Annotated in this window: 20 protein-coding genes; 11 read left to right on the forward strand and 9 right to left on the reverse strand. The window is 33.5% G+C overall.

Annotated elements, in window-relative coordinates:
• The first annotated feature begins 13 nt into the window (after nucleotides 1-13).
• Nucleotides 14-667: a fructose-6-phosphate aldolase gene (gene fsa / locus GMA17_RS02650; protein WP_066251546.1), complete on the forward strand. Its 654-nt coding sequence runs from the start codon at nucleotides 14-16 to the stop codon at nucleotides 665-667.
• A 71-nt stretch (nucleotides 668-738) separates the two neighbouring features.
• Here the strand turns inward: fsa and GMA17_RS02655 are convergent, their stop codons facing one another.
• Complete coding sequence (locus tag GMA17_RS02655) at nucleotides 739-2175, reverse strand: thioredoxin-like domain-containing protein (RefSeq protein WP_248398861.1); 1437 nt, start codon at nucleotides 2173-2175, stop codon at nucleotides 739-741.
• A gap of 154 nt (nucleotides 2176-2329) precedes the next feature.
• Here GMA17_RS02655 and GMA17_RS02660 point away from each other — a divergent pair, with 154 nt between their 5' ends.
• Entirely contained in the window at nucleotides 2330-3955 is a 1626-nt protein-coding gene (locus GMA17_RS02660; protein WP_248398863.1) for an ABC-F family ATP-binding cassette domain-containing protein, read from the forward strand.
• 73 nt (nucleotides 3956-4028) lie between these two features.
• Here GMA17_RS02660 and GMA17_RS02665 read toward each other — a convergent pair whose 3' ends face one another.
• Entirely contained in the window at nucleotides 4029-4265 is a 237-nt protein-coding gene (locus GMA17_RS02665) for a DUF2007 domain-containing protein (RefSeq protein ID WP_248398865.1), read from the reverse strand.
• 200 nt (nucleotides 4266-4465) lie between these two features.
• Here GMA17_RS02665 and GMA17_RS02670 point away from each other — a divergent pair, with 200 nt between their 5' ends.
• Entirely contained in the window at nucleotides 4466-4657 is a 192-nt protein-coding gene (locus GMA17_RS02670; RefSeq protein WP_092208350.1) for a cold-shock protein, read from the forward strand.
• A 60-nt stretch (nucleotides 4658-4717) separates the two neighbouring features.
• On the opposite strand, the gene GMA17_RS02675 is transcribed toward GMA17_RS02670, so the two are convergent.
• The 4 genes from GMA17_RS02675 to recG all read right to left on the reverse strand — a co-directional run bounded on the left by GMA17_RS02675 (nucleotide 4718) and on the right by recG (nucleotide 10750).
• Complete coding sequence (locus tag GMA17_RS02675) at nucleotides 4718-5551, reverse strand: phosphatase PAP2 family protein (RefSeq protein WP_248398867.1); 834 nt, start codon at nucleotides 5549-5551, stop codon at nucleotides 4718-4720.
• Nucleotides 5552-5553: 2 nt separating this feature from the next.
• Nucleotides 5554-7980 carry a phenylalanine--tRNA ligase subunit beta gene (gene pheT, locus GMA17_RS02680; RefSeq protein ID WP_248398869.1) on the reverse strand — a complete coding sequence of 809 codons (2427 nt, stop codon included), beginning with the start codon at nucleotides 7978-7980 and terminating at the stop codon, nucleotides 5554-5556.
• Between the two features lie 100 nt (nucleotides 7981-8080).
• Entirely contained in the window at nucleotides 8081-8533 is a 453-nt protein-coding gene (locus GMA17_RS02685) for a tRNA (cytidine(34)-2'-O)-methyltransferase (RefSeq protein WP_248398871.1), read from the reverse strand.
• A gap of 63 nt (nucleotides 8534-8596) precedes the next feature.
• A complete protein-coding gene (gene recG / locus GMA17_RS02690; protein WP_248398873.1) occupies nucleotides 8597-10750 on the reverse strand; it encodes an ATP-dependent DNA helicase RecG in 2154 nt (717 codons plus the stop codon).
• Nucleotides 10751-10831: 81 nt separating this feature from the next.
• On the opposite strand from recG, the gene GMA17_RS02695 reads away from it, so the two are divergent.
• From GMA17_RS02695 to GMA17_RS02705, 3 genes are read left to right on the forward strand one after another with little or no spacing between them, the layout of a single operon-like run.
• Complete coding sequence (locus GMA17_RS02695) at nucleotides 10832-12832, forward strand: M1 family metallopeptidase (RefSeq protein ID WP_248398875.1); 2001 nt, start codon at nucleotides 10832-10834, stop codon at nucleotides 12830-12832.
• A 5-nt stretch (nucleotides 12833-12837) separates the two neighbouring features.
• Complete coding sequence (locus GMA17_RS02700) at nucleotides 12838-13764, forward strand: patatin family protein (RefSeq protein ID WP_248398877.1); 927 nt, start codon at nucleotides 12838-12840, stop codon at nucleotides 13762-13764.
• Nucleotides 13761-14654, forward strand: a complete 894-nt coding sequence (locus GMA17_RS02705; protein WP_248398879.1) for a patatin family protein — start codon at nucleotides 13761-13763, stop codon at nucleotides 14652-14654. The genes GMA17_RS02700 and GMA17_RS02705 overlap by 4 nt, the downstream gene beginning before the upstream one ends.
• Nucleotides 14655-15075: 421 nt before the next feature.
• Here the strand turns inward: GMA17_RS02705 and GMA17_RS02710 are convergent, their stop codons facing one another.
• On the reverse strand, nucleotides 15076-15552 hold the full coding sequence (locus tag GMA17_RS02710) for a hypothetical protein (protein WP_248398881.1): 477 nt from the start codon (nucleotides 15550-15552) through the stop codon (nucleotides 15076-15078).
• Nucleotides 15553-15649: 97 nt separating this feature from the next.
• Nucleotides 15650-16168: a hypothetical protein gene (locus GMA17_RS02715; RefSeq protein ID WP_248398883.1), complete on the reverse strand. Its 519-nt coding sequence runs from the start codon at nucleotides 16166-16168 to the stop codon at nucleotides 15650-15652.
• Between the two features lie 292 nt (nucleotides 16169-16460).
• On the opposite strand from GMA17_RS02715, the gene GMA17_RS02720 reads away from it, so the two are divergent.
• The 5 genes from GMA17_RS02720 to GMA17_RS02740 all read left to right on the forward strand — a co-directional run bounded on the left by GMA17_RS02720 (nucleotide 16461) and on the right by GMA17_RS02740 (nucleotide 23255).
• Entirely contained in the window at nucleotides 16461-17261 is an 801-nt protein-coding gene (locus GMA17_RS02720; RefSeq protein WP_248398885.1) for a prolipoprotein diacylglyceryl transferase, read from the forward strand.
• Nucleotides 17262-17265: 4 nt separating this feature from the next.
• Entirely contained in the window at nucleotides 17266-17958 is a 693-nt protein-coding gene (locus tag GMA17_RS02725; protein WP_248398887.1) for a MopE-related protein, read from the forward strand.
• A 380-nt stretch (nucleotides 17959-18338) separates the two neighbouring features.
• Entirely contained in the window at nucleotides 18339-19268 is a 930-nt protein-coding gene (locus tag GMA17_RS02730; protein ID WP_248398889.1) for a type II CAAX prenyl endopeptidase Rce1 family protein, read from the forward strand.
• Nucleotides 19269-19572: 304 nt separating this feature from the next.
• On the forward strand, nucleotides 19573-22518 hold the full coding sequence (locus tag GMA17_RS02735) for a histidine kinase (protein ID WP_248398891.1): 2946 nt from the start codon (nucleotides 19573-19575) through the stop codon (nucleotides 22516-22518).
• A complete protein-coding gene (locus GMA17_RS02740; protein WP_248398893.1) occupies nucleotides 22515-23255 on the forward strand; it encodes a LytTR family DNA-binding domain-containing protein in 741 nt (246 codons plus the stop codon). Before GMA17_RS02735 ends, GMA17_RS02740 begins: the two co-directional genes overlap by 4 nt.
• Here GMA17_RS02740 and GMA17_RS02745 read toward each other — a convergent pair.
• Nucleotides 23252-24811 (reverse strand): FMN-binding glutamate synthase family protein, encoded by a 1560-nt coding sequence (locus tag GMA17_RS02745; protein ID WP_248398895.1) that lies wholly within the window; start codon nucleotides 24809-24811, stop codon nucleotides 23252-23254. The genes GMA17_RS02740 and GMA17_RS02745 overlap by 4 nt on opposite strands.
• Between the last annotated feature and the right edge of the window lie 43 nt (nucleotides 24812-24854).

The following is a 24854-nucleotide window of genomic DNA, read 5'->3' on the forward strand; positions in this document are numbered from 1 at the left end:
CAAACTTTTACTTATGAAATTTTTTATTGATACAGCTAATTTAGATCAGATTCGTGAAGCACAAGATTTAGGTGTTTTGGATGGTGTAACTACCAATCCGTCATTAATGGCTAAAGAAGGTATTACCGGACACGATAATATTATGAAGCATTATGTGGACATTTGCAAAATTGTAGATGGTGATGTTAGTGCCGAAGTTATTGCAACAGATTATGATGGAATGGTTCGTGAAGGGGAAGCTTTGGCAGAATTACATGAGCAAATTGTGGTAAAATTACCAATGATCAAAGATGGGATAAAAGCCTGTAAGTATTTTTCAGATAAAGGGATTAAAACCAATGTTACTTTAGTGTTTTCAGCAGGCCAGGCATTATTAGCAGCCAAAGCAGGAGCCACGTATGTGTCGCCGTTTATAGGTCGTTTGGATGATATCTCAACAGATGGCTTAAATTTGATTTCTGAAATTCGTCATATTTATGATAACTATGATTTTGATACTGAAATTTTAGCAGCATCGGTTCGTCATACTATGCATATTATTGATTGTGCCAAATTAGGAGCTGATGTTATGACGGGTCCATTAAGCGCTATTGAAGGATTACTTAAACATCCTTTAACCGATATTGGATTAGCAAAATTTTTAGAGGATTTCAAGAAAGGAAATTAATCTCAAAAATTATAAATAAAAAAAGCCTTAACGTTCATGTTAAGGCTTTTTTTATGTTGTGCTTTTACCGGTTATTGATTAAGCAACCCAAGTAATTCTTCTTCAAACATAATAGAAAACATATTGGTATGGGCATTAACTACCTTGCCATCCTTATCAATAATCATCACTTTATTTATTGGCGAAATAGCTAATTTGTGTTTGGCTATTTCCGGTTCTTTAAACATAAACTCGTCAAATTTCGAATAATTAAATTGAGAAAGCTGTTTTTTCCAATTCGTTGAATTGGTAGCGGTTGCATTAATTGCTATAAAATCGACTTCTGGATATTTTATCTTTAATTCAGTCGCTTTTTTGTGGCTATCGCTATGAGAACGATATACTGAAGACCAAAAATAGACAACCGTTGGTCTTTTAATTATTTTGTCTAAAACTAATTCTTTACCATTATAATTTAGCACGGTAATTTCAGGTAATCGTTGACCAGCTTTCAAACCTTTTAATGAATTCACCATATTGGTTACATAGTGGTCGTTCTTTTTATTTGTGTTTTTGGCGGTAAAGGATTGCAATACTTTATCATAATCGTCCGTGTTTTTACTATTGCTCATAAACTCTACTGCAGTTTGCGCTAATAATGAGTTCTTAATAGAATCATTAACCATTAAACTATCAATTAAATTCAGTTTAATTAAGTTATAGTCTAATGATTTTAAATTAAAAACGCTATCCTCTGACGTTTTAAAATGTTCAGATAAAGCTAAATTTTCAAAATGGTGTTTTAAAAAGGTGTAGTAAGGAAAGTAATCCATCAATTCGCAATAATTGTAATTAATTTCCTTTCTGTAATCATAAAAACCTTCAGGAAGCTCATTAAAATTAGCGCGTTCTGTATTGCCATAATTTACAAATGGATAAACCTCCTTACTCAAATAATAATCGTAATTAATATTACCTTTTATTAAATTGTTAAAAGTGTCAGATGATGGATTCTTGGCGTTAAACTGCTTCAATCGTCTTAATTTGTGGTCTCTTATAGAATCCAAACGACGTTCAAACTCTATAGGAGATAATTGGCTAAAACCTAAAATGGTTTTATCTTCTGCTTCACCATCTAAAAACAAATTAATTAAGTAATTGTTCTTTTTAGCACCATTTCCGGTGTACACTAAGGATTCATCAAACTCCAAAGTATTAAGTCTAAACAGAATACTGTCATTAGGTTCCAACAAAACCATTTGATATTCTAATCCTTCAGAAGCCCATAAGCGAAAGGTATAAAGCCCTTTTTCAACATTTTCTATTTTATACAGAAACCGGTTGTTTTCATCCAACCGGATGGTATCCAAAATCCGTTCAGACTTGGATAGGATTACAAAACTGTTTTTAGGGTTTACAACCTCGCCACCAAAATATGCGGCACCTTCATCAGCTTTCGTATCTTTTTCACAAGATATTAAGGCAAAAGTAGATACAACTAAAGCGCAAATAAGTTTAAATTCCCTCATAGTTATGTAATCGAATAGATTGTGGACTTAATTCACAAATGTAAAAGTTGTACCTGTGACAAGCTGTTAACACGTTGTTAAATATTAATATAGTTGGTTTTGTTTCGACTTATGAAGGCTTTTTAGTACTTTTGCAAAAATTAAAAAGTAATACATGTTATCAGTTTCAAATTTATCGGTTCAATTTGGCAAGCGCGTCCTTTTTGACGAAGTGAGTACCACATTTAATAATGGTAATTGCTACGGGATTATAGGTGCCAACGGAGCCGGAAAGTCTACGTTTTTAAAAATTATTTCTGGAAAGCAGGAGCCAACTTCTGGCCATGTGCATTTAGAGCCCGGTAAGCGTATGTCTGTTTTAGAGCAGGATCACAACCTTCATGATGACGATACGGTTTTGGAAACTGTAATTCAAGGGAATAAGCCACTTCATAAATTAAAATCTCAAATAGATGCACTTTATGCGGACTATACAGATGAAAATGCTGAAAAAATTGGCGAACTTCAGGTTTTGTTTGAAGAAATGAACGGTTGGAATGCCGATAGTGATGCAGCGGCTATGTTATCTAATTTAGGGATTTCAGAGGAGCACCATTATACGTTAATGAAGGATTTAGATGGTAAGCAAAAAGTACGTGTGCTATTAGCGCAGGCTTTATTTGGAAATCCAGATGTGCTTATTATGGATGAGCCTACCAACGACTTGGATTACGAAACTATTTCGTGGTTAGAAAACTTTTTAGCCAATTATGAAAACTGTGTGATTGTGGTCTCCCACGATAGACACTTTTTAGATGCTGTTTGTACGCATATTTCCGATATTGATTTTGGAAAAATAAATCACTTTTCGGGAAATTATACCTTTTGGTATGAGTCATCTCAATTAGCAGCCAGACAACATGCGCAGCAGAATAAAAAAGCCGAAGAGAAAAAGAAAGAATTAGAAGAATTTATCCGTCGTTTTTCTGCCAACGTAGCCAAGAGTAAACAGGCTACAAGTAGAAAGAAAATGATTGATAAACTAGATATATCGGAAATTAGAAGAACCAGTCGTCGTTATCCTGCTATTATTTTTGAACGTGAACGGGAAGCTGGAGATCAAATTCTAAATGTTCAAGGACTTGCAGCATCTATTGATGGGGAAGTACTTTTTAGTAACATCGATTTGAATTTAAATAAAGGTGATAAGGTGGTATTGTATTCTAAAGATTCTAGAGCTACAACGGCTTTCTATCAAATATTAAACGGAAATGAGCAAGCGGATGCTGGAAAATTTGATTGGGGAATTACAACCACCCAATCGTATTTACCTTTAGATAATAGTTCGTTTTTCGAGAATAATTTAACCTTGGTTGATTGGTTACGTCAATGGGCTAAAACGGAAGAAGAACGCGAAGAAGTTCATATTCGTGGTTTCCTTGGAAAAATGATTTTTAGTGGTGAAGAAGCCTTGAAAAAATCTAATGTATTATCAGGAGGTGAAAAAGTACGTTGTATGTTAAGCCGCATGATGATGATGCGTGCCAATGTGCTACAATTGGATGAACCAACAAACCACTTGGATTTAGAAAGTATTACGGCCTTTAACAATTCGCTTAAAAACTTTAAAGGAACGGTATTATTTTCAACCCATGATCATGAATTTGCGCAAACGGTTGCTAACCGCGTTGTGGAATTAACACCTACTGGTGTTATTGATAGATATACAACTTTTGATGAGTATATGCAGGATCCAAAAATTAAGGAAATGCGTCAAAAAATGTATGCTGTTACAGCATAATAATTTGTATTTTAATAAAAAATCTCTAGTGTTTGCTAGAGATTTTTTTGTGAAATTTAAAAATATATGGTTTTTAATGTGTGCCAAGTTCAGAGGTTACACTATCTACAACAGATATTGCTTCAGCGAGCTCTTCCATATTCACATAAATATCTTGCGATCCTGAAATGGAGGCGCCAAAACCAGCCAATCTACCAGATTCGCTTTCATCTTTTACGATTGCTGAAATACCAATTGCGTCTAATTTATCCACAATTAATTGGGCAATAATAAAACTGCCAGTATATATTTTTTTATAGTCAGAATCCATATTTTAAAGGTCTTAATTAATACTTCTTAATATACGAAATAACGGTATAAATCCCTACTTTTTGATTGTAATTATGTCTTAAAAAAGTAGCTTTTTTCTTCAAATTTGAATTTGCGGATTTAAAAAAATGTTCTAAAAAGTTCAGAACATCCGTTTATATAATTATATTTGTGTATTATTAAAATTTTTAAACTATTACAATGAGTAAAGGAACAGTAAAATTCTTCAACGATTCTAAAGGATTTGGATTTATCGTAGAAGATGACACAAACAAAGAACATTTTGTTCACATTTCTGGATTAATCGATGAGATTCGTGAAGGTGATGCAGTAGAATTCGATTTAGAAGAAGGAAGAAAAGGACTTAATGCAGTAAACGTTAAAGTAATATAATTTATATTTAACTTATTGACCGAAAAGAAAAGCCTCGAATAATTCGAGGTTTTTTTATGTTTAAAAAACACCAATAACGCCTATTTGGTTGCTGGAAAGAGTTAAATTCCAACTTATATGCTGTTTTTTATTATAGGTGTCTGTCTTATTTAAAAAATTGTCTATACTATCAACGACTACAACACTTAAAATGGTTCCAACAGCAATGTCTGTTAGCCAATGTGCACCTTCAATTAATCGCGTAATTGGTGTTATGGAGCCTAAAGAGTAAATACCCACTTTAGTCCAAATATTATCAAACTGTTTGGCTACGGAATGCGCAAGAGTAACGGATAAAACGGTATGACCAGAGGGAAACGAATGGAAATTTGCTTCTTTAGAAAAAGGTTTAAAAACGTTATAATCAAACCCTGAACTTGGTCTTGCGCGGCCAAAAACAGTCTTGCTTACACTTTGAATAGTGCCAGCTGTAATAGCTGATGATATGATGAGGACACTGGTTTTTCTTACAGCCTCATTTTTTGTAAACAGACCAAAACCATATAGTCCTGCATTTAAAAGAAAGAACGTTTGAGGTTTACCTAATTTAAAACCAAAATCACGGCCAAATTGCGGGTAATTATCTACTTGGCTAGTTGCAATCCTGTTCATTTCTTCGTCTGCTAATGATAAAGAAAATACACCAACCGTAAGAATTGTCAGTTTACTGAAGTCGTCATGATCCCAATGTAAGGGTCTGCTAAAAGCATATCCAATACTTTGGGCAGTCTTTTTTGAATCATATTTCAATAACTCCCAAGTAGTTTCGTCTTTCTGCTTTGCTGTACTAAATTCATTTTGAGCAAAAAGTGAAAAGCTAAACAAGCTAATTATTATATACAGTACTGATTTCAATTTTATCGTAATTCTGCACCCAATTGTTTCTCAAAGCTCGCTTGTAGTTTGTTCATAATCTTATCAATTTGTTTGTCTGTCAAGGTTTTATTCTCATCTTGAAAGGTAAAACTTACAGCATAACTCTTTTTGCCCGAAGGTAAATTGCTTCCTTGGTATACATCAAAGAGGTTGATGCTTTTTAATAAGTGTTTTTCAGATTGCTTGGCAATGGTGTGGATACTTTCAAAAGTTACTGAATTGTCTATAAGCAAAGCAAAATCCCGACGAATTTCTGGGTATTTTGAAATAGCACTATAAGAAACACGATTATATTTGGCAGTTTCAATCACATCATCCCAATTAAAATCTGCAAATAAAACAGGTTGTGAAATATCAAAATGCTTTAAAATGGATTTTTTAACTAATCCGAATTCTACCAACTTCGTTTTACCAAAAGATAGTATCATACCTTCACTAAAAACGGCCGATTTTACTGGAGACGCTTTTAGTTTTGTTATACCCAATCGTGCAAAGATAGTTTCAATCGTTCCCTTTAAATAAAAGAAATCACTTGGTTTACTTTCTGTATTCCAACGATTTTCATAACGATTTCCTGTAATGAGAATCGATAAATGTTTAAATTCCTCGCGACTGTCTGTATAACTGTGGTACGTTTTTCCAAATTCAAATAATTTTAAATCCTCACGACGACGATTTAAATTATGTCGTAAACTTTCCAGTCCAGAAAATAACATAGATTGCCTTAAAACACTTAAATCTGTGCTTAATGGGTTTATCATTTCTACATTGTGTTCTGCTCTTAAATCGGCATGTAATGGCACAAAGTCCGGAGATGTTAACGAATTGGTTAACGTTTCATAGAAACCCTGGGAAACCAATTGGTTACCAATAATGTTTTGGAGTTTATAATCTTCAAATTTTCCAGTGTTGGAAATAGAAGCATTTAATTTCTCGGTTGTTTTTATATTATTATAGCCGTAAACACGTAGAATTTCTTCTATAATATCAGCTTCACGTTGCACATCATTTCTGTAAGCAGGAACGGTTAAACCTAATCCTGTTTCCGTTACATTGTTGATTCTGATATCCAAAGACATAAGAATACGTTTAATGATGTCTTTTGGAATTTCTTCTCCAATTAGTTTTTTGGCATTATCAAAACTTAGACGTACTTGAAAATCTTCAAACTTATTAGGATAAAAATCAATAATTTCACTTGATACTAAACCACCTGCTAGTTCTGTAATTAAAATGGCCGCACGTTTTAAAGCGTATTCCGTAATATTGGGGTCAATGCCACGTTCAAAACGGAAAGACGCATCGGTATTTAAATTGTGGCGTTTAGCTGTTTTTCGTACACTAACAGGATTAAAATACGCACTTTCTAAAAATATACTCGTTGTGTTTTCAGTCACACCAGAGTCTATTCCGCCAAAAACACCTGCAATACACATGGGTTTTTCTGCGTTACAAATCATTAAATCTTCTTCATGAAGTTCACGTTCAATACCGTCTAATGTAGTAAACTTGGTGCCTTGAGGTAGTGTTTTAACTTCTATTTTATTACCTGTTATTTTGTTGGCATCAAAAGCGTGTAAGGGCTGGCCTAATTCATGAAGCACGTAATTAGTGGCATCAACAATATTGTTTTTAGGTGTTAGACCTATGGCTTTTAAACGGTTTTGTAGCCATGCTGGCGAATCCGTTACCTTTATGTTTGATATGGTTAAACCGCAATAACGCGGTGCTAAATTTTTATTTATAACATCAACATCAATCCGTAACGCCCTGTTTTCCACTTGAAAGGCGCTTACCGAAGGCGTAATAAGTTCTGTGTTAATTTCTTTTTGTGTGAAACCTGCACGTAAATCTCGCGCCACGCCATAATGACTCATGGCGTCTGAACGATTAGGAGTTAAACCAATTTCAAAAACTTGGTCATTTTCAATGTTGAAAATTTCTGCTGCTAGTGAACCGACTTTGAATTTGGAATCCAAAACCATGATGCCGTCATGACCTTTTCCTAAACCTAGTTCATCTTCAGCGCAAATCATTCCGTGACTTTCTTCACCACGAATTTTTCCTTTTTTAATTGTCCAAGCTTCACCTTCTGCCGTATAAAGTGTTGTTCCAATCGTGGCTACAGGTACTTTCTGTCCAGCAGCAACGTTAGGTGCGCCACAAACTATTTGCAATGATGTATCTGTACCAATGGAAACTGTTGTTACTTTTAGTCGATCCGCATTAGGATGTTGTACACAAGTTAAAACTTCGCCAACAACAATGCCTTCCAGTCCGCCTTTTACAGATTGATAGGTGTTTAAGCCTTCTACTTCAAGACCTAAATCGGTTAAAAGTTCACTAATTTGCTCTGGATTCCAATCCGTTTTTATGAATTGTTTAAGCCAGTTATAAGAAATCTTCATGAATCATGGGTTAATTAAGTTTGCAAAGATAAAATATTGACACTAGCATTCAAACAATGGATGTAAAAATATGAGGTAAGAAAACAAGACTTTAAGATTGTCAGGTAATCTGTCTAATCCCTTCGTAAACCACGATACTTACAGCGTTTGCCAAATTTAAACTTCTAACATGGTTGCTGTATAATGGGATTTTAAATAATTTGTTTTCTTGTTTTTCTAAAAGTGCTTTGGGTAAACCAACCGATTCCTTACCAAATACCAGAAACATATTGTTTTCAAAAGAAATATCCCAATGGTTGCTTTCGCCATGACTCGATAAAAACACCATGTTAGCGTCTTTGTTTTTAATGAAAAACTCATCCAAATTTTCGTAATAATGTAAATTTAAATGTTGCCAATAATCTAAACCTGCGCGTTTTAGTCGGGCATCTGTAATTTCAAATCCAAACGGTTTTACTAAATGAAGATTGGATCCCGAAGCCAATGCTAAGCGACCAATATTTCCGGTGTTATTAGGTATTTCGGGTTCTATAAGTACAATGTTTAAGGGCATTTTTTTAATTTTAAATATTAGGTTGTTTTTATAAAAACCATTTTTAAGCGTTAGTTTACAACATCATGAAATATAATTCCAGATGTTCTTGTACTTGCTCATTTGCTGATAGGTAAATAAAATAGCTTTATTATTGGGTTTGGATAGGTTAGGGTCTGTGTTTAAAATCTGTTTGGCATAAAAACGTGCTGTTTTTAAAATATCACCATCCTTAATAATATCGGCTATTCGTAAATTTAAAATACCACTTTGCTGTTTTCCCATAATATCACCAGGTCCACGTAGTTTTAAGTCGACTTCTGCAATTTCAAAGCCGTCATTGGTTCTCGTCATCGTCTCCAAACGCGTTTTACTGTCGCTACTTAATTTATGACTCGTCATGAGGATACAATAGCTTTGTTCTGCACCACGACCAACACGACCACGTAATTGGTGCAATTGGGAAAGGCCGAAGCGTTCTGCACTTTCAATAATCATTACAGAAGCATTTGGGACATTAACACCAACTTCTATAACGGTTGTGGCAACCATAATGTGTGTTTCACCTTTTATAAAGCGCTGCATCTCGAAATCTTTATCCACGGCTTTCATTTTTCCGTGAACAATAGAAATTTGATACTTTGGCATTGGGAAATCTCGTGAAATACTTTCGTAACCATCCATTAAATCTTTATAATCCATTTTTTCGCTCTCTTGAATCAATGGATAAACGATATAAATTTGTCGGCCTTTTTCAATTTCATCACGTATAAATCGGAAAACGTCTAATCTGTTTTTATCATACCGATGCACCGTTTTTATAGCTTGTCTTCCTGGAGGCAATTCATCAATAATAGAGATATCCAAATCACCATAAACAGACATGGCTAAAGTACGTGGAATAGGTGTGGCTGTCATGACCAAAATATGTGGTGGAATAATAGCGCCTTTGGCTTCCTCCATTTGAGGAGATGGAGGTCGGGTTTCTTTTGGTCCTTTGTGCCATAATTTACTTCGTTGTTCTACACCAAAACGATGTTGTTCATCTATAATTGCGAGCCCTAATTTTTGAAATTTTACCTTGTCTTCTAATAGGGCATGTGTGCCAACAAGAATCTGTAATTCGCCATTTTCTAGCGTTTTGTGAATTTCTCTTCTATCTGAAGTTTTACTTGAACCTGTAAGTATTTTTATACTGATATTTAGTTGTTTACACCATTGCACTAATCCATTGTAGTGCTGTACTGACAAAATTTCAGTCGGAGCCATTAAGCAGGCTTGAAAACCGTTGTCAAGCGCCATGAGCATTGACATGAAGGCGACTATGGTTTTTCCAGATCCCACATCTCCTTGTAATAGTCGATTCATTTGTGCTTGGCTACCTAAATCTTGACGAATTTCTTTTAAAACCCGTTTCTGTGCATTGGTTAATTCAAAGGGTAAATATGAACTGTAAAAGCTGTTGAAATAGCTTCCTACTTTTTCAAAAGGAAGCCCTTTTATTTTTGATTTATGGATGCGGTTTTTTAAAATTAACTGTAGTTGAATATAGAATAATTCTTCAAATTTTAATCGGTATTGAGCACGTGCTAAAAGGTCTTGGTTTTTTGGAAAATGGATATTAAAAAGCGCTTCACTTTTAGAGATTAATTTCTGACTTTCTAAAAGTTCTGGTGATAAAGTTTCAACAAATCGGCCTTTGGTTTCAACAAACAATTGTTGCATAATTTTGTTCACCACACGATTCGTGATTCCCTTATTGTTCAATTTTTCAGTTGAAGGATAAATTGGTTGCATGGCCGAGCGTAAACTAGCTTCATGTTCTGCTAAAAGTTCCATTTCTGGATGTGGCATACTAAACTTGCCGGCATAAAAATTTGTTTTCCCAAAAATGACATAAGGTGTTTGAAGCTTTAAACTGTCGCGAATCCATTTTTGCCCGCGAAACCAAACCAATTCCATGGTTCCCGTGTCGTCTTGAAAAGTGGCAACTAATCGTTTGCCGCGTTTTTGCGCAATTTCTTCAAACTTTATTAGCTTTCCTATAACTTGAACTTCGGCATTGTTTTGCTGTAATTCATTTATTTTAAAGTATTTGGTTCTGTCTAAATACCGATTCGGAAATAAGTTTATTAAATCTTGATAGGTATGAATACCGAGTTCCTTCCGAAGTAAATCGGCACGATTGGGACCAACGCCTTTCAGGTAATCTATGGGAGTTTGTAAATGGGTATTCATAAAAGCGAATTTAAGTCATTTCAATCAATTCATAAAATGCAAATTTTTGTATTTTGGAGCAGTCTTTGCTTAAATTACACTATGAAATATTTATTTGCCCTAGTTGGTTTCTTATTCAGTAGCATTGCTTTTTCGCAACAAACAGATTATGTGGATTTTAAACAGATTCAAGCCCATGTCGTGCCAGATGTTTCCACTAAAAGTGTTTCGGGAAACCTCACCGTTGTTTTTGATATTTTAAAATCTACTGATTCTATTTTTTTAGATTCACAAAATATGACGTTTTCCAAAGTTTTGTGGAATGGTAGTAAAATCAGGTTTGAAAATGATGGTAAAAGGCTCATTCTATTTAATGCTTTTAAACCTTCAAAAAAAAACACGATCCTACTTCAATTTACAGCTAATCCTAAAAAAGCATTGTATTTTGTTGGTTGGGATACGAATGCACCCAATCAAATTTGGAGTCAGGGGCAAGGTAAATACACCAGTAATTGGTTGCCGAGTATAGATGATATGAATGATAAAATAGAATTCGATTTAACCGTTGAATTCGATTCTCACTATCAAGTTATTGCCAATGGAAAACTTGTTGATAAACAGATTAATGGTGCTTTTACAATTTGGAGTTATAATATGAAACAGCCCATGGCCAGTTATTTAGTAGCTTTGGCTATTGGTAATTATGATAAAAGTGAGGACATATCGGAAAGCGGAATTCCGTTAGAGATGTATTATTATCCGGAAGATTCTATAAAAGCGGAACCAACCTACAGGTATACCAAGCAGATGTTTAATTTTTTGGAAACTGAAATTGGTGTTCCATATCCATGGCAAAATTATAAGCAAGTTCCTGTTCATGATTTTTTGTATTCAGGTATGGAAAACACGGGAACTACTATTTTTGCAGATTCGTTTGTTATAGATTCTATTGCGTTTAACGACAGAAATTATGTGAATGTAAATGCGCACGAGTTAGCACATCAATGGTTTGGTAATTTGGTAACAGAAACGTCCGGAACACATCATTGGTTGCAAGAAGGTTTTGCTACGTATTATGCGCTATTAGCGGAACAAGACGTTTTTGGTAAAAATTATTACTATATGCGTTTGTATGAATATGCGCAGGAATTATTAGAACAAGATAGTCGGAAGGAAGGGACTTCTTTATTGAATCCAAAATCGAGTAGTACCACATTTTATAAAAAAGGTGCTTGGGTTTTGCATGCTTTACGTGAAAAAATAGGCGATGACGCGTTTAAAACGGCCATTAAAAACTATTTAGAAATCTATAAATTTAAAAACGTAGAAACAACCCATTTTATTCATGAAGCTGAAAAGATAAGTGGACAAAATTTAGATGCTTTTGTGGCTGTTTGGTTGGAGGCCGAAACATTTCCTTATAATGAAGCTTTGGCAAGTTTGGGGCAATCGCAGTTCATTCAAGAATATCTAATGGCAGATTGCGAAGCTAAAAATGCCAAATGCGATTATTACTTATCAGCACCATTATCTGCGGAAGCCAAAGCTAAAATTGTGGCCCAAGTTCCAGGGCGCATAACGGCTGCTAATTTTAATGATGGCTTAAAAGTGCGCCAAGCCATCTCAAAAAACCTCACGAAAATTCCATTAGGATTAAAAACAAATTATGAATCGTTATTATCTGATAAATCTTATATGACAATAGAATCTGCGCTGTATAATTTATGGGTGAATTTTCCAGATAAACGCGTTGACTATTTAAATCAGACAAAAGCAATTGTTGGGTTTAATGATAAAAATGTGCGATTGCTGTGGCTGGTTTTAGCGTTATCAACATCGGAATATGACGAAACAGATAAACAGCTGTATTTCAATGAATTGGTATCCTATACATCTGCTGATTATAGTTTTGAGGTTCGTCAAGGTGCTTTTTCATATTTGAATTTATTACAAGTATTTCCTGAACCGGCTATTTTAAACTTAATGGATGCATCACATCATTATAATTGGCGCTTTAAATCGTTTGCTAAAAATTTAATAGAAGTTTTATCCAATACGGAAAAATACGCCGATATTATTCAACGTTTAACTATGAAAAATTAATAAATATGCGTGCTTTAGTCATTTCAGGAGGAGGAAGTAAAGGTGCGTTTGCAGGAGGTGTGGCGCAATATTTAATTGAGGAAAAAGGGCATGAGTATGATTTGCTTATAGGCACATCAACAGGGAGTTTATTGGTGTCGCATTTGGGATTAAAAAATGTGGAGAAAATAAAAAATGTGTATACCAATGTCAATCAAAATGCCATTTTTAATCGTCGGCCATTTACCATCAAAAAAAAGAAAGGGGTTGAAACTATTGGGATTAATCACTTTAACGTCCTTCGGAATTTACTGCGTGGCAGTAAAACATTTGGCGAAAGTTATAATTTAAAAAAACTGATTCAGAAAACCCTTTCAGAAAGTGAGTTCAACTTTTTAAAAGCTTCTAAAACCGATGTGGTTGTAACGGTTTCAAATTTATCTTTAAACCAGGTGGAATATAAATCGATTAATGATTTTAGCTATGAGGAATATTGCGAATGGATCTGGATTTCGTGCAATTACACTCCGTTTATGACTTTAGTTAAAAAGGATGGCTGTGAGTATGCAGATGGTGGATTAGGTTCCATGGTGCCAATTGAAGAAGCTATTAGGCGTGGCGCCACAACGGTGGATGCTATTATATTGCAAACAGAAGTCACGGCTTTTAATAGAATGCCATCCATCAATGCATTTTCACTATTAACTAATATGTTTGCGTTTATGTTGGATAGAATTGAAAGTCAGAATGTACGGATTGGGAAGTTTGTTGCCAATAATCAAAATGCGATAATTAATTTTTATTATACACCAACGGTTTTAACGACCAATTCATTAGTTTTTGATAAGGAAAAAATGACTAAGTGGTGGCAAAGTGGTTTCGATTTTGCTAAATATAAAAACACAGAAACAAGCCCGTTAGAAATAGAAACCGAAACAATACCAGAGCAATGAAAGCATTAGTTATATCAGGAGGAGGGAGTAAAGGCGCTTATGCCGGAGGTGTAGCCCAATATTTAATGGAAAAAGAGGGTAAAACTTACGATATGTTTTTAGGGACATCTACAGGAAGTTTATTAATCCCACATTTAGCCATTGGGAATATTCCAAAATTGTATGATATGTATACCAATGTGCAACAACATGATATTTTTAGTGTTAGTCCATTTGTGCAGCGTAAAAAAGGAGATCGTGAATATGTATCTATTGATTTTGTAAACTCAATATGGCAATTTATTCGAAGAAAACGAACATTTGGCGAGAGTAAAGCCTTGAGGCGGCATATTAAGCGGAAATTTACGAAAGAAGAATATTTAAAAATCCGTGCAGAAAATAAGGACGTTGTTGCTACTGTTTCAAATCTGTCCAAAAATTCAGTCGAGTATAAGTCGATTAAAGATTGTACCTATGATGAGTTCTGTAATTGGATTTGGATTTCATGCAACTATATTCCGTTTATGTCCATTGCAAAAGTTAATGGTTTTGAATATGCTGATGGCGGTTTGGGCTGTGTAGTGCCAATCCGTGAAGCCATAAATAGAGGTGCTACTGAAGTGGATGCAATTATATTAGAAGCCGAAAATATTGAGCATCAAAAAGTACTAGGAAAAAACCCATTTTCATTAATGATTAACCTATTTGGACATTTATTAAATCAAGTAGAACGAAATGATATTCTTATTGGCAAATTGGCTGCAAAAAATAGAGGTGTTAAACTCAATTTATATTACACACCATCAAGCTTAACGGAGAATTCGTTGATATTTAGTAAGCGACTAATGACCACTTGGTGGCAGCAAGGCTATGAGTATGCGGAGAAACGGCATACAAAAAACAAGGAATAAACGGTTAGGTATTAATTCGAAAGGATTAGCAACGGAATCCTCAATTTTAATTAAATACTTGGATGGTTTAATTCTGTTTGAGAGTTTCTCTTTATTTCATGAGTTACATATTTATAAATCATAAACACGGATACTAGAAAGTTTGCTATCCAAATAGTTAAACTTACAAATAGTAATTGTTTTGCGTGCTTATTAAATTCCGAAAGTAAAGCTCCTAAAAATTACAGGTTGACTAAAAAGAAAAGTATTCCAAGCGCTATTCCTGAAATACTGTTTTTAAAAATAATTTGAAGTATGAAAATTCCTGCTAACGCCATAAAAATGGGGTTTATAGTGAGTGGTGGCTAATAACCGGCTAAAATAACTAATAGGATGAAGTAGTATTCTGGTAATTAGAAACATGTAGCTGTCATTTTTCTAATTAAATCTTTTGTAAGCCCAAATTTTTCTCAAAATTGTTTAGCAGTCTATTTCTTGAATAACTGCCAAACGCGTAATATAAAATGCCTACTAAAATAAAGAACAAGCCTATAAATAAGAAACGTGAATTTCCAGTATTCAAACCTGTTGCTGCTATGAGAATTATTCCAAATAATACCGATAGAATTGGGCCAACGGACAACATGGTATTTGGTCTCATGTTTAAATTTAACACCGTTCCCTTTCCTGATTTTAAAATTTCACCTTTTAAATAAGCGGACTTCCTTTTAAAATTTGGTACCTGCCAGGCTATAACCGACCATTTATCATAAGCAGAAAACTCATTTTGATTGGTGAAATTCCCAACAAAAGTGGACGTGCTTTGATTAAAAAGTTCTTCTATTTTTTGTTTTAAATTATTAGCATTCAAGTTTGAAGAATAATTTATTTTTCTGGTATTTAGGAGTGTGTCCACCATTTTATGCCGTTTGTTTTTTCAATATACATGCTAATATGAATTTGAAAAGATCTCATTTTATTTCAAATTCCATATAACAGTTAATATTACAAAATTTCTACCACATTTCGCCGACTTCTTGTTTAATAAATGATAAAGCGGCATCACTAGGCGCACGCTTTTCCATCATTTCCGTTAGAACCACTTCCCGTAGTTTGTTAGCCGTATCTGTTTTTTCTAGCAATGCGGCTTTTCTAATAAGTTGCATGGTTGCATTTTTGGCAGCCGTAATAATATTCCAGCAATCGTCCGTCAAATATATTTGTTGGGATAGGTTATGTTCAAATTCTTGTTCTATACTTTGAATTAATAAAGATTCGTAATCTTCTTTATTGGCAGAAAGGGGTGCTACACGAATCAGTAATTTTGAAGGCGTAATACGTTCTAAAAAAAGCGCCATACGTTCATAGGCTTGCAAACGAATAGGCATGGTGTTGGCCTGCATATCCTTATGAAGCAAAAACCTACGTCTGCCGTCTTCATTCTTTGTGTGTTCTTTAAAAAAGTAAAAAGCAATTAATCCAGTAATTATTGCTGGAATTGTAAACATTAACAGGTTTATTATTTGTCCTTCCATGGTTCTGATTTATATAAACACAAACATAAGTCGTTTTTTATTATAGCACAAATATTCACTTCGTAGAATGAAAGTCAACGTTCCTTGGGTGGAAGAGCTACTTCCTTTTATAAGAGTTTGTAGGTTTAGTATTACACTCTATTTTGCATGAGCTATTAATCGATAACCTCCAAAAATCGTCAGTAGGAATTTTATTTTTTGTTGGCGATTTTTTCATCCTACTTATATACTTTTTACCAGTAGAAACTAGGCAAGGTATTTCAACCAAAAAAATAATTAAACAATAGTTTCAATGTTTCCAGAAATTTTCAGCTTTTCACTACCCGATTTTCTATCACGTATTCTTGGAATGCAGGAAATCACTATATACTCTTATGCGGCCTTAATTGCTTTAGGAACATTGGTGGCAGCAATTTACACAAAAAGGCGCGCTAAAAAGGAGTTGGGAATTAGCAACCTATCAAACACATTTTTCTATTGCATTTTTATTGCTGGTTTTGTGGGAGGCAAATTATTTTATTACCTACAAGACCCATTGCTGTATCTTCAAAATCCAAGCTTAATGTCTGATAACTTTTCAGGTGGCTTTGTGTTTTACGGTTCATTTGTCGTTATCATTCCTTATGTCATTTGGTATTTAAAAAGGCATAAAATACCAGTTTTGCCCATGCTAGATATTTTTGCAATAACCACAACTATTGTACATGCAATTGGACGATTGGGCTGTTTTGCGGCAGGATGTTGCTATGGCTCTCCAACAGAAAGTGGGTTCGGATTGGTTTTTCCAGAAACGCAAAACATGGAGGTGCACCCAACCCAATTGTATGAGAGCAGTATGATATTTACTATTATGTTAATACTGTTACTTGTTAAAAAGCATCAACAATTTAAAGGTCAGGTATTCCTAATCTATTTAATGTTATACGCTTTTGGAAGAGGCGTACTAGAACTCTTTAGAGGAGACGAACGCGGTTTCATTATAGATAACTTATTTTCTCATTCCCAATTTATAGCACTGTGCCTTATTTCAATATCCGCTTATTTCTATTATAAATTCTACAAACAAATTAATATAAACACACTTAATACTTAACATTATGAAAAATCATGTATTTAAAACAATTTTACCAACATTACTATTAGTAGGAGTTGTATTTATTATCGGCTCTGGATGTGGGGATGGTATAAGTAGTCCACCTCAAGATTTCCAAAATTATTGGCCAGACATAGATCAAGATGGCTATGGCGATGCATCTGAATCCCCCACTTCTTACGCAACCAATTACGCTCCCGCTAATTACGTAATGGATAACACGGATTGTAATGACAACGATGCAACTGTAAATCCAGGAGCATCAGAAATTCTTGATAGTGAAGTTGATGAGGATTGTAATGGTTATATATCTATCACTTTATTTGTAGATGCCGATGGAGATGGTTTTGGTAAAGAAAGAGAAGTTTTAGAATTATTGGTTGATGAAAGTATACCTAGCGGATATTCATATTATGCAGGAGACTGTAATGATGATGATGCAGCTGTAAATCCATTAGCCGATGAAATTGTAGGTAATGGAATAGACGATAACTGTGATGGAGATATAGACATCGTAGAATATTATACAGACGCAGATGGCGATGGTTATGGAGCAGGTAGTGCTTTGCCGCCACCAGCAGCTGGTGTACATAATAATTTAGATTGTGATGATACAAATGCTAATATTCACCCATATACTAGAGAATTCTTAAATGATGGGATAGACAGTAATTGTGATGGTGAAGATAATACCTAGAAAATAACACAAACTAGACTTTGAAACATCTAAAACTCCATATCACAATTTATTTACTATTGATATGGAGTTTTTCTATTGCCCAATAAATTACCAATCATTTTATAGGTACTGGTTTACCAAGTAACAACATGAACAGAATCTGTGACTATAAGATGATTACAAAACTCTTAATCCATAAGGTAGTAAAATTAAAAGTAGGGGAATAGACAATAGTCGAAATGAAGGTACAGACACCTATGAAATTTATGAAAACGCAAAAGGTGATGATACTATTATAAACTTATGAAATTGTTGTAAAAAACGGTATGGATAATACGTGTAATATTATGATAAATGAAAATTTTTAAACCGAATAGATTTTTAAAATCCATTTAAGAATGAAAACCATAGTAAAATATATAAGGACACATTTAAAAGAAGATTATAAAACCTCTACATACCTTATTTTTATATTGTTTTTAAGTGTTTTTATCTCTATTAATCATGTTTCAGATTTTGCCGTAAATTTTTTAAGTCATACTATAAATACGCCTTTACTTGTAGTGTCTTATTTTTTGTTTTTTGGATTTGCTTATTACGCAACAATTGCCATAATAGTTTTTACAAAATCAGATTATAGCTTTATAAAATCGCGTGGTTTTTGGTTTACTAGCATATTTGCTATTCTTTTAGTGAGTTTACGATTAGGTTTTTTAGAACACTACAAATGGATTTATGAAAATACTGCACCTGAAAAAGCTTTTTTTTATATTAAAATAGCCACTAGAGCAATGCGTACCCTTATATTTTCCTTCGGAATTTTATTTTTCTATTATTTTTTCGAAAAGTATAACACCAATTTTTATGGTTTTTCAACAAAAAAATTAAGTTGGAAACCCTATTTTTTACTTTTGCTATTTGTAATTCCTGTAATTATTATTGCATCATTTCAACCTGGTTTTTTAAATCAATACCCTTCAATTGGTTATGCAGGTAACACCATAAATAAGATGCATGCTTTAGCTATTTATGAACCTGTATATTTATTAGATTTTATCTCTATAGAATGGTTTTTTAGAGGATTTCTTGTTTTAAGTATGGTTAAAATTTTGGGCTCAAAGTCTATATTACCTATGGTAGCATTGTATGTTTTTTTTCATGTTGGAAAACCTACTGGAGAAATTATAGGCTCAATATTTGGCGGTTACCTTTTAGGTGTTATTTCTTTACACAGTAAATCTATTATTGGCGGAATTATTATTCATATAGGAGTCGCATTTTTAATGGATTTTATGGCAATTATTCAAAAATTTGATATTTATTTTTAAAATTTATCATCGTTAAATACAACAGACAGTTCCTTGCGACAAATACAGGTTTGTTTAAACGGCAATTGTTTTTCGCTAATACAAAAACTATGTTTGTTTAAATAAGTAGTAAAAAGTTTTTTAAAAACCTGACTCTTTACCTTAATTTTTGTAGCAAAAGGGGTATTGAAAACCAGAAAAAACCTGGATAATATGTTTTCATGGAGATATTACAGATAAAAACACATGTATCTCTAATTAAAATGATGTTGCTGCATATTAATAATTTAAAAAAGATTACATTATTTTTATAAAAAACGAAACCTTGAAACATGAAAAGCGCCATACCACCATAATTCTCATTTTGTTATGGCGTTTTTTTTCTGAATTGTATATCTTATTTAAGAAGCCAAAAAGAGTAACCAAAAAGAAATATCTTCTGTATGCTTTTCTTTTCGCATGTACCTTTTCATATGGACAGCAATTCACCAATTACTCTACAAAAAATGGCTTGCCCAGTAACCACATCTATAAAATAGCCCAAGACGAAAAAGGGTTTTTATGGATTGCTACTGATAAAGGCTTGGTAAAGTATAATGGGAATGACATGAGAATTTTTACCACCAAAGATGGTTTGGCAACTAACGATGTTTGGGAGGTTTTTACCACTCCAGATGGAAAATTATGGTACCTCTCTAAATCATCCAAACTAGGATTTATTGAAAATGATAGTGTATATGCTTTTGAAAGTGAGCTAAAAGGCGAAATTTTTAATCCTATTTATTCAAGTCAAGTCGGAAATAAAATGTTCTTAACAAGCTCTAATACATTTCATGTTTTAAAAAATGAAAAGTGGAAGCTTTTAATGAAGTATCGATTAGGAGACTCTATTGCTGCCAATAGCTTTATTGACCATCCTACTATTTCTAGTTTTAAAACAACAGAATTATTGGATTCTGTTTTTGTTCAAGATAAAAACAATAAAACCATTAAAAGTTATGGCTTTAAAGATGTTTTAAATAGAATTCATAAAAGAGGTCAAATTACTGACAGTCTGTTTTATTGGGTAAATGATAAGCAGTATTCCCTTCTTAATTTAAATACTTTAGAAATACATAATCGGAATTTTAAGGATGAACTAGCATTAGAGCAATCTAAACACGTAAGAATAAATATAGTAAACAGTAAAATCCAGATCTCTGGAAACGGATTTGTTGGTGTTTTAGATGAAAATTTTCACATTAAAAACACGTATTATATACCTGAACATTTAAAAGCCCATTTTGCGCTTATAGACAAAACAGGGTCTATTTGGATAAGTACTTTTACAGATGGCGTTTACCATTTACCCATAGAAAAACAAAATATAAAATATTGTTTAACAGGCGAGAAAGTAAATAGTATAGGGAAGGTAAATGATAACATTATAGCTCATGTTTTTAATAAAGGCTTTTATAAGTTTAACAAATCCAAAAATGAATTTTCACCATTTATAGATGAAGAAGAATATCTCTTTAATGCTACTTATATAGAGGAATTAGATACGGAGTTTTATATGTCTAAACGCCATATTAAAACAGTAAAAAATAAGGTGATTTTAGATCTTGATGTTCAAGACCCTGTTTACTTTATGAATGATAAGGCACGTCAGCTCGTTTATTATAATGATTATTTGTTTGGGCATTTCTCCGTAGGAATCAATAAAATTAACCCTGAAAAATTTAGTATTGAGAACGAATATCTACAAAGTGGGATTAATGAATTGCTGATATTCAATGATAGGTTTTTAGTAGCCACATCAAGTGGTTTAAAGGAATTTAAAGACGAGATGATTTCTTCAATTCAATTTGATAACAAAGAATTTAATCAATCCATATTAAGTATTACTAAAATTTCAGACACAGAGATTTTGCTAAATACCGACGGATTTGGCACCTATATTACAGATTTAAAAACCATAAAACAGTTACCTAAATCCGAATTTCTAATTGTAAATAATGCCTATTTGGAAAACAATACCATTTGGTTAGCAACCGAGTCTGGTGTATTAAAATATACTAAAGAAAATGATACGTTCGTTTTTCAATTGTTATTAGATAAAGACAACGGACTGCCATCCAATAGTGTAAACAATATGCTCGTTTATGAAGAGAAACTCATGATAGGTACCAATAATGGAGTTGCTATTTTACCAAAAAATCAGAAACACACCTCACAATTATTGGATGTTTATTTTGAGGAAGCTTTATTTAACAATCAACCTATTACTACGCGTAATTCGGTGTTTCAGTATGAAGATAATAGTAGTATAAACTTTAAAATCTCTAATATAGATTATTCTGAAAGGCAGAAAAATTTATCCTATAACTACAAGCTAGAACCTATTCATAAGGATTGGACTCAAACAACAACCAATAATTTAAACTTTAATGATCTTCAACCAGAGAACTACACGCTTTTTATTGTGGCTCAAGGGTTCACTAATCAAGTAAGCTTTACTATTCAGCCCTTGTGGTGGCAGAAATTTTGGTTTAAAGCATCCATGGTCTTACTAGCTATTATTATCATCGTATTAATATCAAGACATTTTGTAAAACGCTCTCAATTTCAAAAGCATCAGAAAATTTTTGAGGATAAACGTTTATCGGAATTACAGCTAAAGGCCTTACGGTCTCAAATGAATCCGCATTTTGTATTCAATTCCCTTTCGGCGATTCAGTATTATATAGGAGAAAATAATTTTGAAACTTCCGAGTTATATTTAGTGAAGTTTTCCAAGCTCATTAGGCAATTTTTTGAACTTTCAAAAGAAAACGAAATATCATTAGCAACAGAAGTTAGTTTACTTCAAAACTATTTAGAAATTGAGAAACTTCGCTTTAAAGAGAAATTAAACTTTGTGGTTCATGTAGATCCTAATTTGGACACAAAGCACACTAAAATTCCAACCATGCTATTGCAGCCTATAGTTGAAAATGCCGTAAACCATGGCGTGTTTAACAAAATGGATAATGGTTTGGTTACCTTAAATTTTATATACATGAATGAACACACCTTTAAAGTAGAAATTATGGATGATGGTGTAGGTTTTGTAAATATCAATAACAGACAAAGTGAGGATGTGAAATCGTCCAATGTGTTGCATGATAGATTGCATTTTTTAAATTATTCTGAAAAATGGAAAATAGATTATAAAACGGAAGAGTTAAATCCAAACAGTGTAGATAAAGGCAACAAATCTGTGTTTATAATTACCAAAAAACAAAAATGAAAAACATAACAGCCATATTAGTAGATGATGAAATTTCAAACCTCAAAGGGTTACAGAAAAAAATTGAAAATTTGTTTCCTGAAATTGAAATTCTAGGCGCTTATCAAAAACCTGAAGATGCTATCGTTGCATTAGAAAAACAAGAGGTTAGTATACTGTTTTTAGATATTCAAATGCCGAGAATAAATGGCTTTGAATTACTTTCAAAACTTACAGCTGTTAATTTTCAAGTCATTTTTGTTACGGCGTATAGTGAGTATGCTATTGAAGCTTTTAAAAAATCGGCCATTGATTATGTGTTGAAACCTATAGATAATGACGATTTGGTTATTGCCATCAATAAAGCTCTGGATGTTATTAAATTGAAGAAGGAAAGTGCCAATAATTTAAAATTAGTGAATCTGTTAGAAGAGAATATTTCTAAAAATAATAAAGTCATAATTCCAACCCAAAAGGGGATTTCTTTTATACCACAGGAAGAGGTTCTTCATTTAGAAGGTTATGATGGCTACACCAAAATTCATATTATAAATGGTGTAACCATAACAAGCTCTTACAATTTAGGGAAATTTGAAAAACTATTAAGTGCTAATTTTTTTAAATGTCATAAATCGCATATTATAAATTTAGGAAAAGTACGTCATTTTGAAAATGAAGGCTATCTAGTTTTAGACAATGAGTACCGAGTACCCATATCTAAAACAAACAAAAAAGCCTTTCTAAATTTATTTAATTAGGCTTTAAAGCCGCCTAGATATTGACAATCTTTCAAGTCTTGAACGCTTTTAAACGGGACAACCGTTTTGTTGTACATATAGGTTCTGTCTAATTCTTTAGTAAGCGTTTGGTCGTCTACATTTACAGCTACATCACTCATTTTAAACTGGCATGGATGTTCATATCCTGCAGCGTGTGTAATTTCAATAAATTCCTTTCTAAAGGTTTTAAAATACTGCGCTAATCTTTCAGATTTTAATGTTGGATCAATACCGCTTTGCAGCCATTTATTTTGTGTAGCCACTCCAGCAGGACAACGATTAGTATGGCAAACTTGCGCCTGAATACAACCAATACTCATCATGGCTTCACGGGCAACATTAATACAGTCGGCTCCCATGGCAAATGCCATAGCGGCTTTAGCTGGAAAACCTAACTTTCCACTACCAACAAAAACAATACGTTCTGTCAAGTTTCTATTTTTAAACACTTTATATAAATCACTAAAACCAAAAACCCAAGGTAAGGATACGTGATCTGCAAAACTTGGAGGTGCTGCACCAGTTCCACCTTCGCCACCATCTACCGTTATAAAGTCTGGGCCTTTACCAGTTTTAACCATAATATCGGCCAACTCTTCCCATTGCTCTAATTTTCCAATAGCCGCTTTAATTCCAACAGGTAATCCGGTTGCTTCGGCAATTTGTTCTATAAAAACCATCATTTCCGGAACATTTGAAAAGGCAGAGTGCGTAGGAGGAGATAACACGTCTTTACCTAATGGTACATGTCTTATATCTGATATTTCTTGCGTTATTTTTGCACCTGGTAATACGCCACCTTTTCCAGGTTTAGCACCTTGGGACAGCTTAATTTCAATAGCTTTTACAAATGGATTCTTTTCAACCAAGGCTATTAACTTCTCCATCGAAAACGTACCATCATCACTTCGGACGCCAAAATAACCCGTTCCAAAGTGAAAGACAACATCCCCACCATGCGAATGGTATGGAGACAATCCACCTTCACCAGTGTTATGATAAGCGTCAGCCATTTTTACACCTTTATTCATGGATTCTACAGCCTTGGCTGATAAAGACCCAAAACTCATGGCGCTAACATTAATAACAGAAGCTGGCCTATAAGGTTTTCTTCGGTTGTTATAAAGCCCCATTACTTTGGCACAAGGTAAAAACGTAGGGTCTATAGTATGCGGATGATTTTCTGGAATTTTAAAAGGCATCATGGCATTATTGATAAAAATATGCTGATGTGCATAAATATCTCTATCGGTTCCAAAGCCCTCGTAGTTATTTTGTTTTTTTGCCGAGGCGTAAATCCAGCTCCGCTCAATTCGGTTAAAAGGAAGTTCCTCGCGGTTATTGGCAACTAAATATTGTCTTAATTCTGGTCCAATTTTTTCCAACATATAACGGAAGTGACCCACTATTGGAAAGTTATGGCTAATGGTGTGTCGTCTTTGAAAAAACACATCGCGAATAGCAACTAAAATTAACGCAATAATAATCCACATCCACCAAGATATGTTGCCTAAAAAATCAAGGAAAGCATTCATAGAGTAAAATTTTTACGTAAAGATATTTAAAATTAATCTGAAA

The sequence above is a fragment of the Bizionia sp. M204 genome, assembly GCF_023205095.1.
Taxonomy (GTDB): domain Bacteria; phylum Bacteroidota; class Bacteroidia; order Flavobacteriales; family Flavobacteriaceae; genus Algorimicrobium; species Algorimicrobium hallyeonense.

Excerpts from the sequence above, each read along its gene's own strand:
- GMA17_RS02740 (WP_248398893.1), top strand. The coding sequence starts at position 22,515 with ATGAAAAACATAACAGCCATATTAGTAGATGATGAAATTTCAAACCTC.
- GMA17_RS02725 (WP_248398887.1), top strand. The coding sequence starts at position 17,266 with ATGAAAAATCATGTATTTAAAACAATTTTACCAACATTACTATTAGTA.
- pheT (WP_248398869.1), bottom strand. The coding sequence starts at position 7,980 with ATGAAGATTTCTTATAACTGGCTTAAACAATTCATAAAAACGGATTGG.
- GMA17_RS02710 (WP_248398881.1), bottom strand. The coding sequence starts at position 15,552 with ATGGTGGACACACTCCTAAATACCAGAAAAATAAATTATTCTTCAAAC.
- GMA17_RS02665 (WP_248398865.1), bottom strand. The coding sequence starts at position 4,265 with ATGGATTCTGACTATAAAAAAATATATACTGGCAGTTTTATTATTGCC.
- recG (WP_248398873.1), bottom strand. The coding sequence starts at position 10,750 with ATGAATACCCATTTACAAACTCCCATAGATTACCTGAAAGGCGTTGGT.
- GMA17_RS02705 (WP_248398879.1), top strand. The coding sequence starts at position 13,761 with ATGAAAGCATTAGTTATATCAGGAGGAGGGAGTAAAGGCGCTTATGCC.
- GMA17_RS02730 (WP_248398889.1), top strand. The coding sequence starts at position 18,339 with ATGAAAACCATAGTAAAATATATAAGGACACATTTAAAAGAAGATTAT.
- GMA17_RS02745 (WP_248398895.1), bottom strand. The coding sequence starts at position 24,811 with ATGAATGCTTTCCTTGATTTTTTAGGCAACATATCTTGGTGGATGTGG.
- GMA17_RS02670 (WP_092208350.1), top strand. The coding sequence starts at position 4,466 with ATGAGTAAAGGAACAGTAAAATTCTTCAACGATTCTAAAGGATTTGGA.
- GMA17_RS02685 (WP_248398871.1), bottom strand. The coding sequence starts at position 8,533 with ATGCCCTTAAACATTGTACTTATAGAACCCGAAATACCTAATAACACC.
- GMA17_RS02695 (WP_248398875.1), top strand. The coding sequence starts at position 10,832 with ATGAAATATTTATTTGCCCTAGTTGGTTTCTTATTCAGTAGCATTGCT.
- GMA17_RS02700 (WP_248398877.1), top strand. The coding sequence starts at position 12,838 with ATGCGTGCTTTAGTCATTTCAGGAGGAGGAAGTAAAGGTGCGTTTGCA.
- fsa (WP_066251546.1), top strand. The coding sequence starts at position 14 with ATGAAATTTTTTATTGATACAGCTAATTTAGATCAGATTCGTGAAGCA.
- GMA17_RS02720 (WP_248398885.1), top strand. The coding sequence starts at position 16,461 with ATGTTTCCAGAAATTTTCAGCTTTTCACTACCCGATTTTCTATCACGT.
- GMA17_RS02655 (WP_248398861.1), bottom strand. The coding sequence starts at position 2,175 with ATGAGGGAATTTAAACTTATTTGCGCTTTAGTTGTATCTACTTTTGCC.
- GMA17_RS02715 (WP_248398883.1), bottom strand. The coding sequence starts at position 16,168 with ATGGAAGGACAAATAATAAACCTGTTAATGTTTACAATTCCAGCAATA.
- GMA17_RS02660 (WP_248398863.1), top strand. The coding sequence starts at position 2,330 with ATGTTATCAGTTTCAAATTTATCGGTTCAATTTGGCAAGCGCGTCCTT.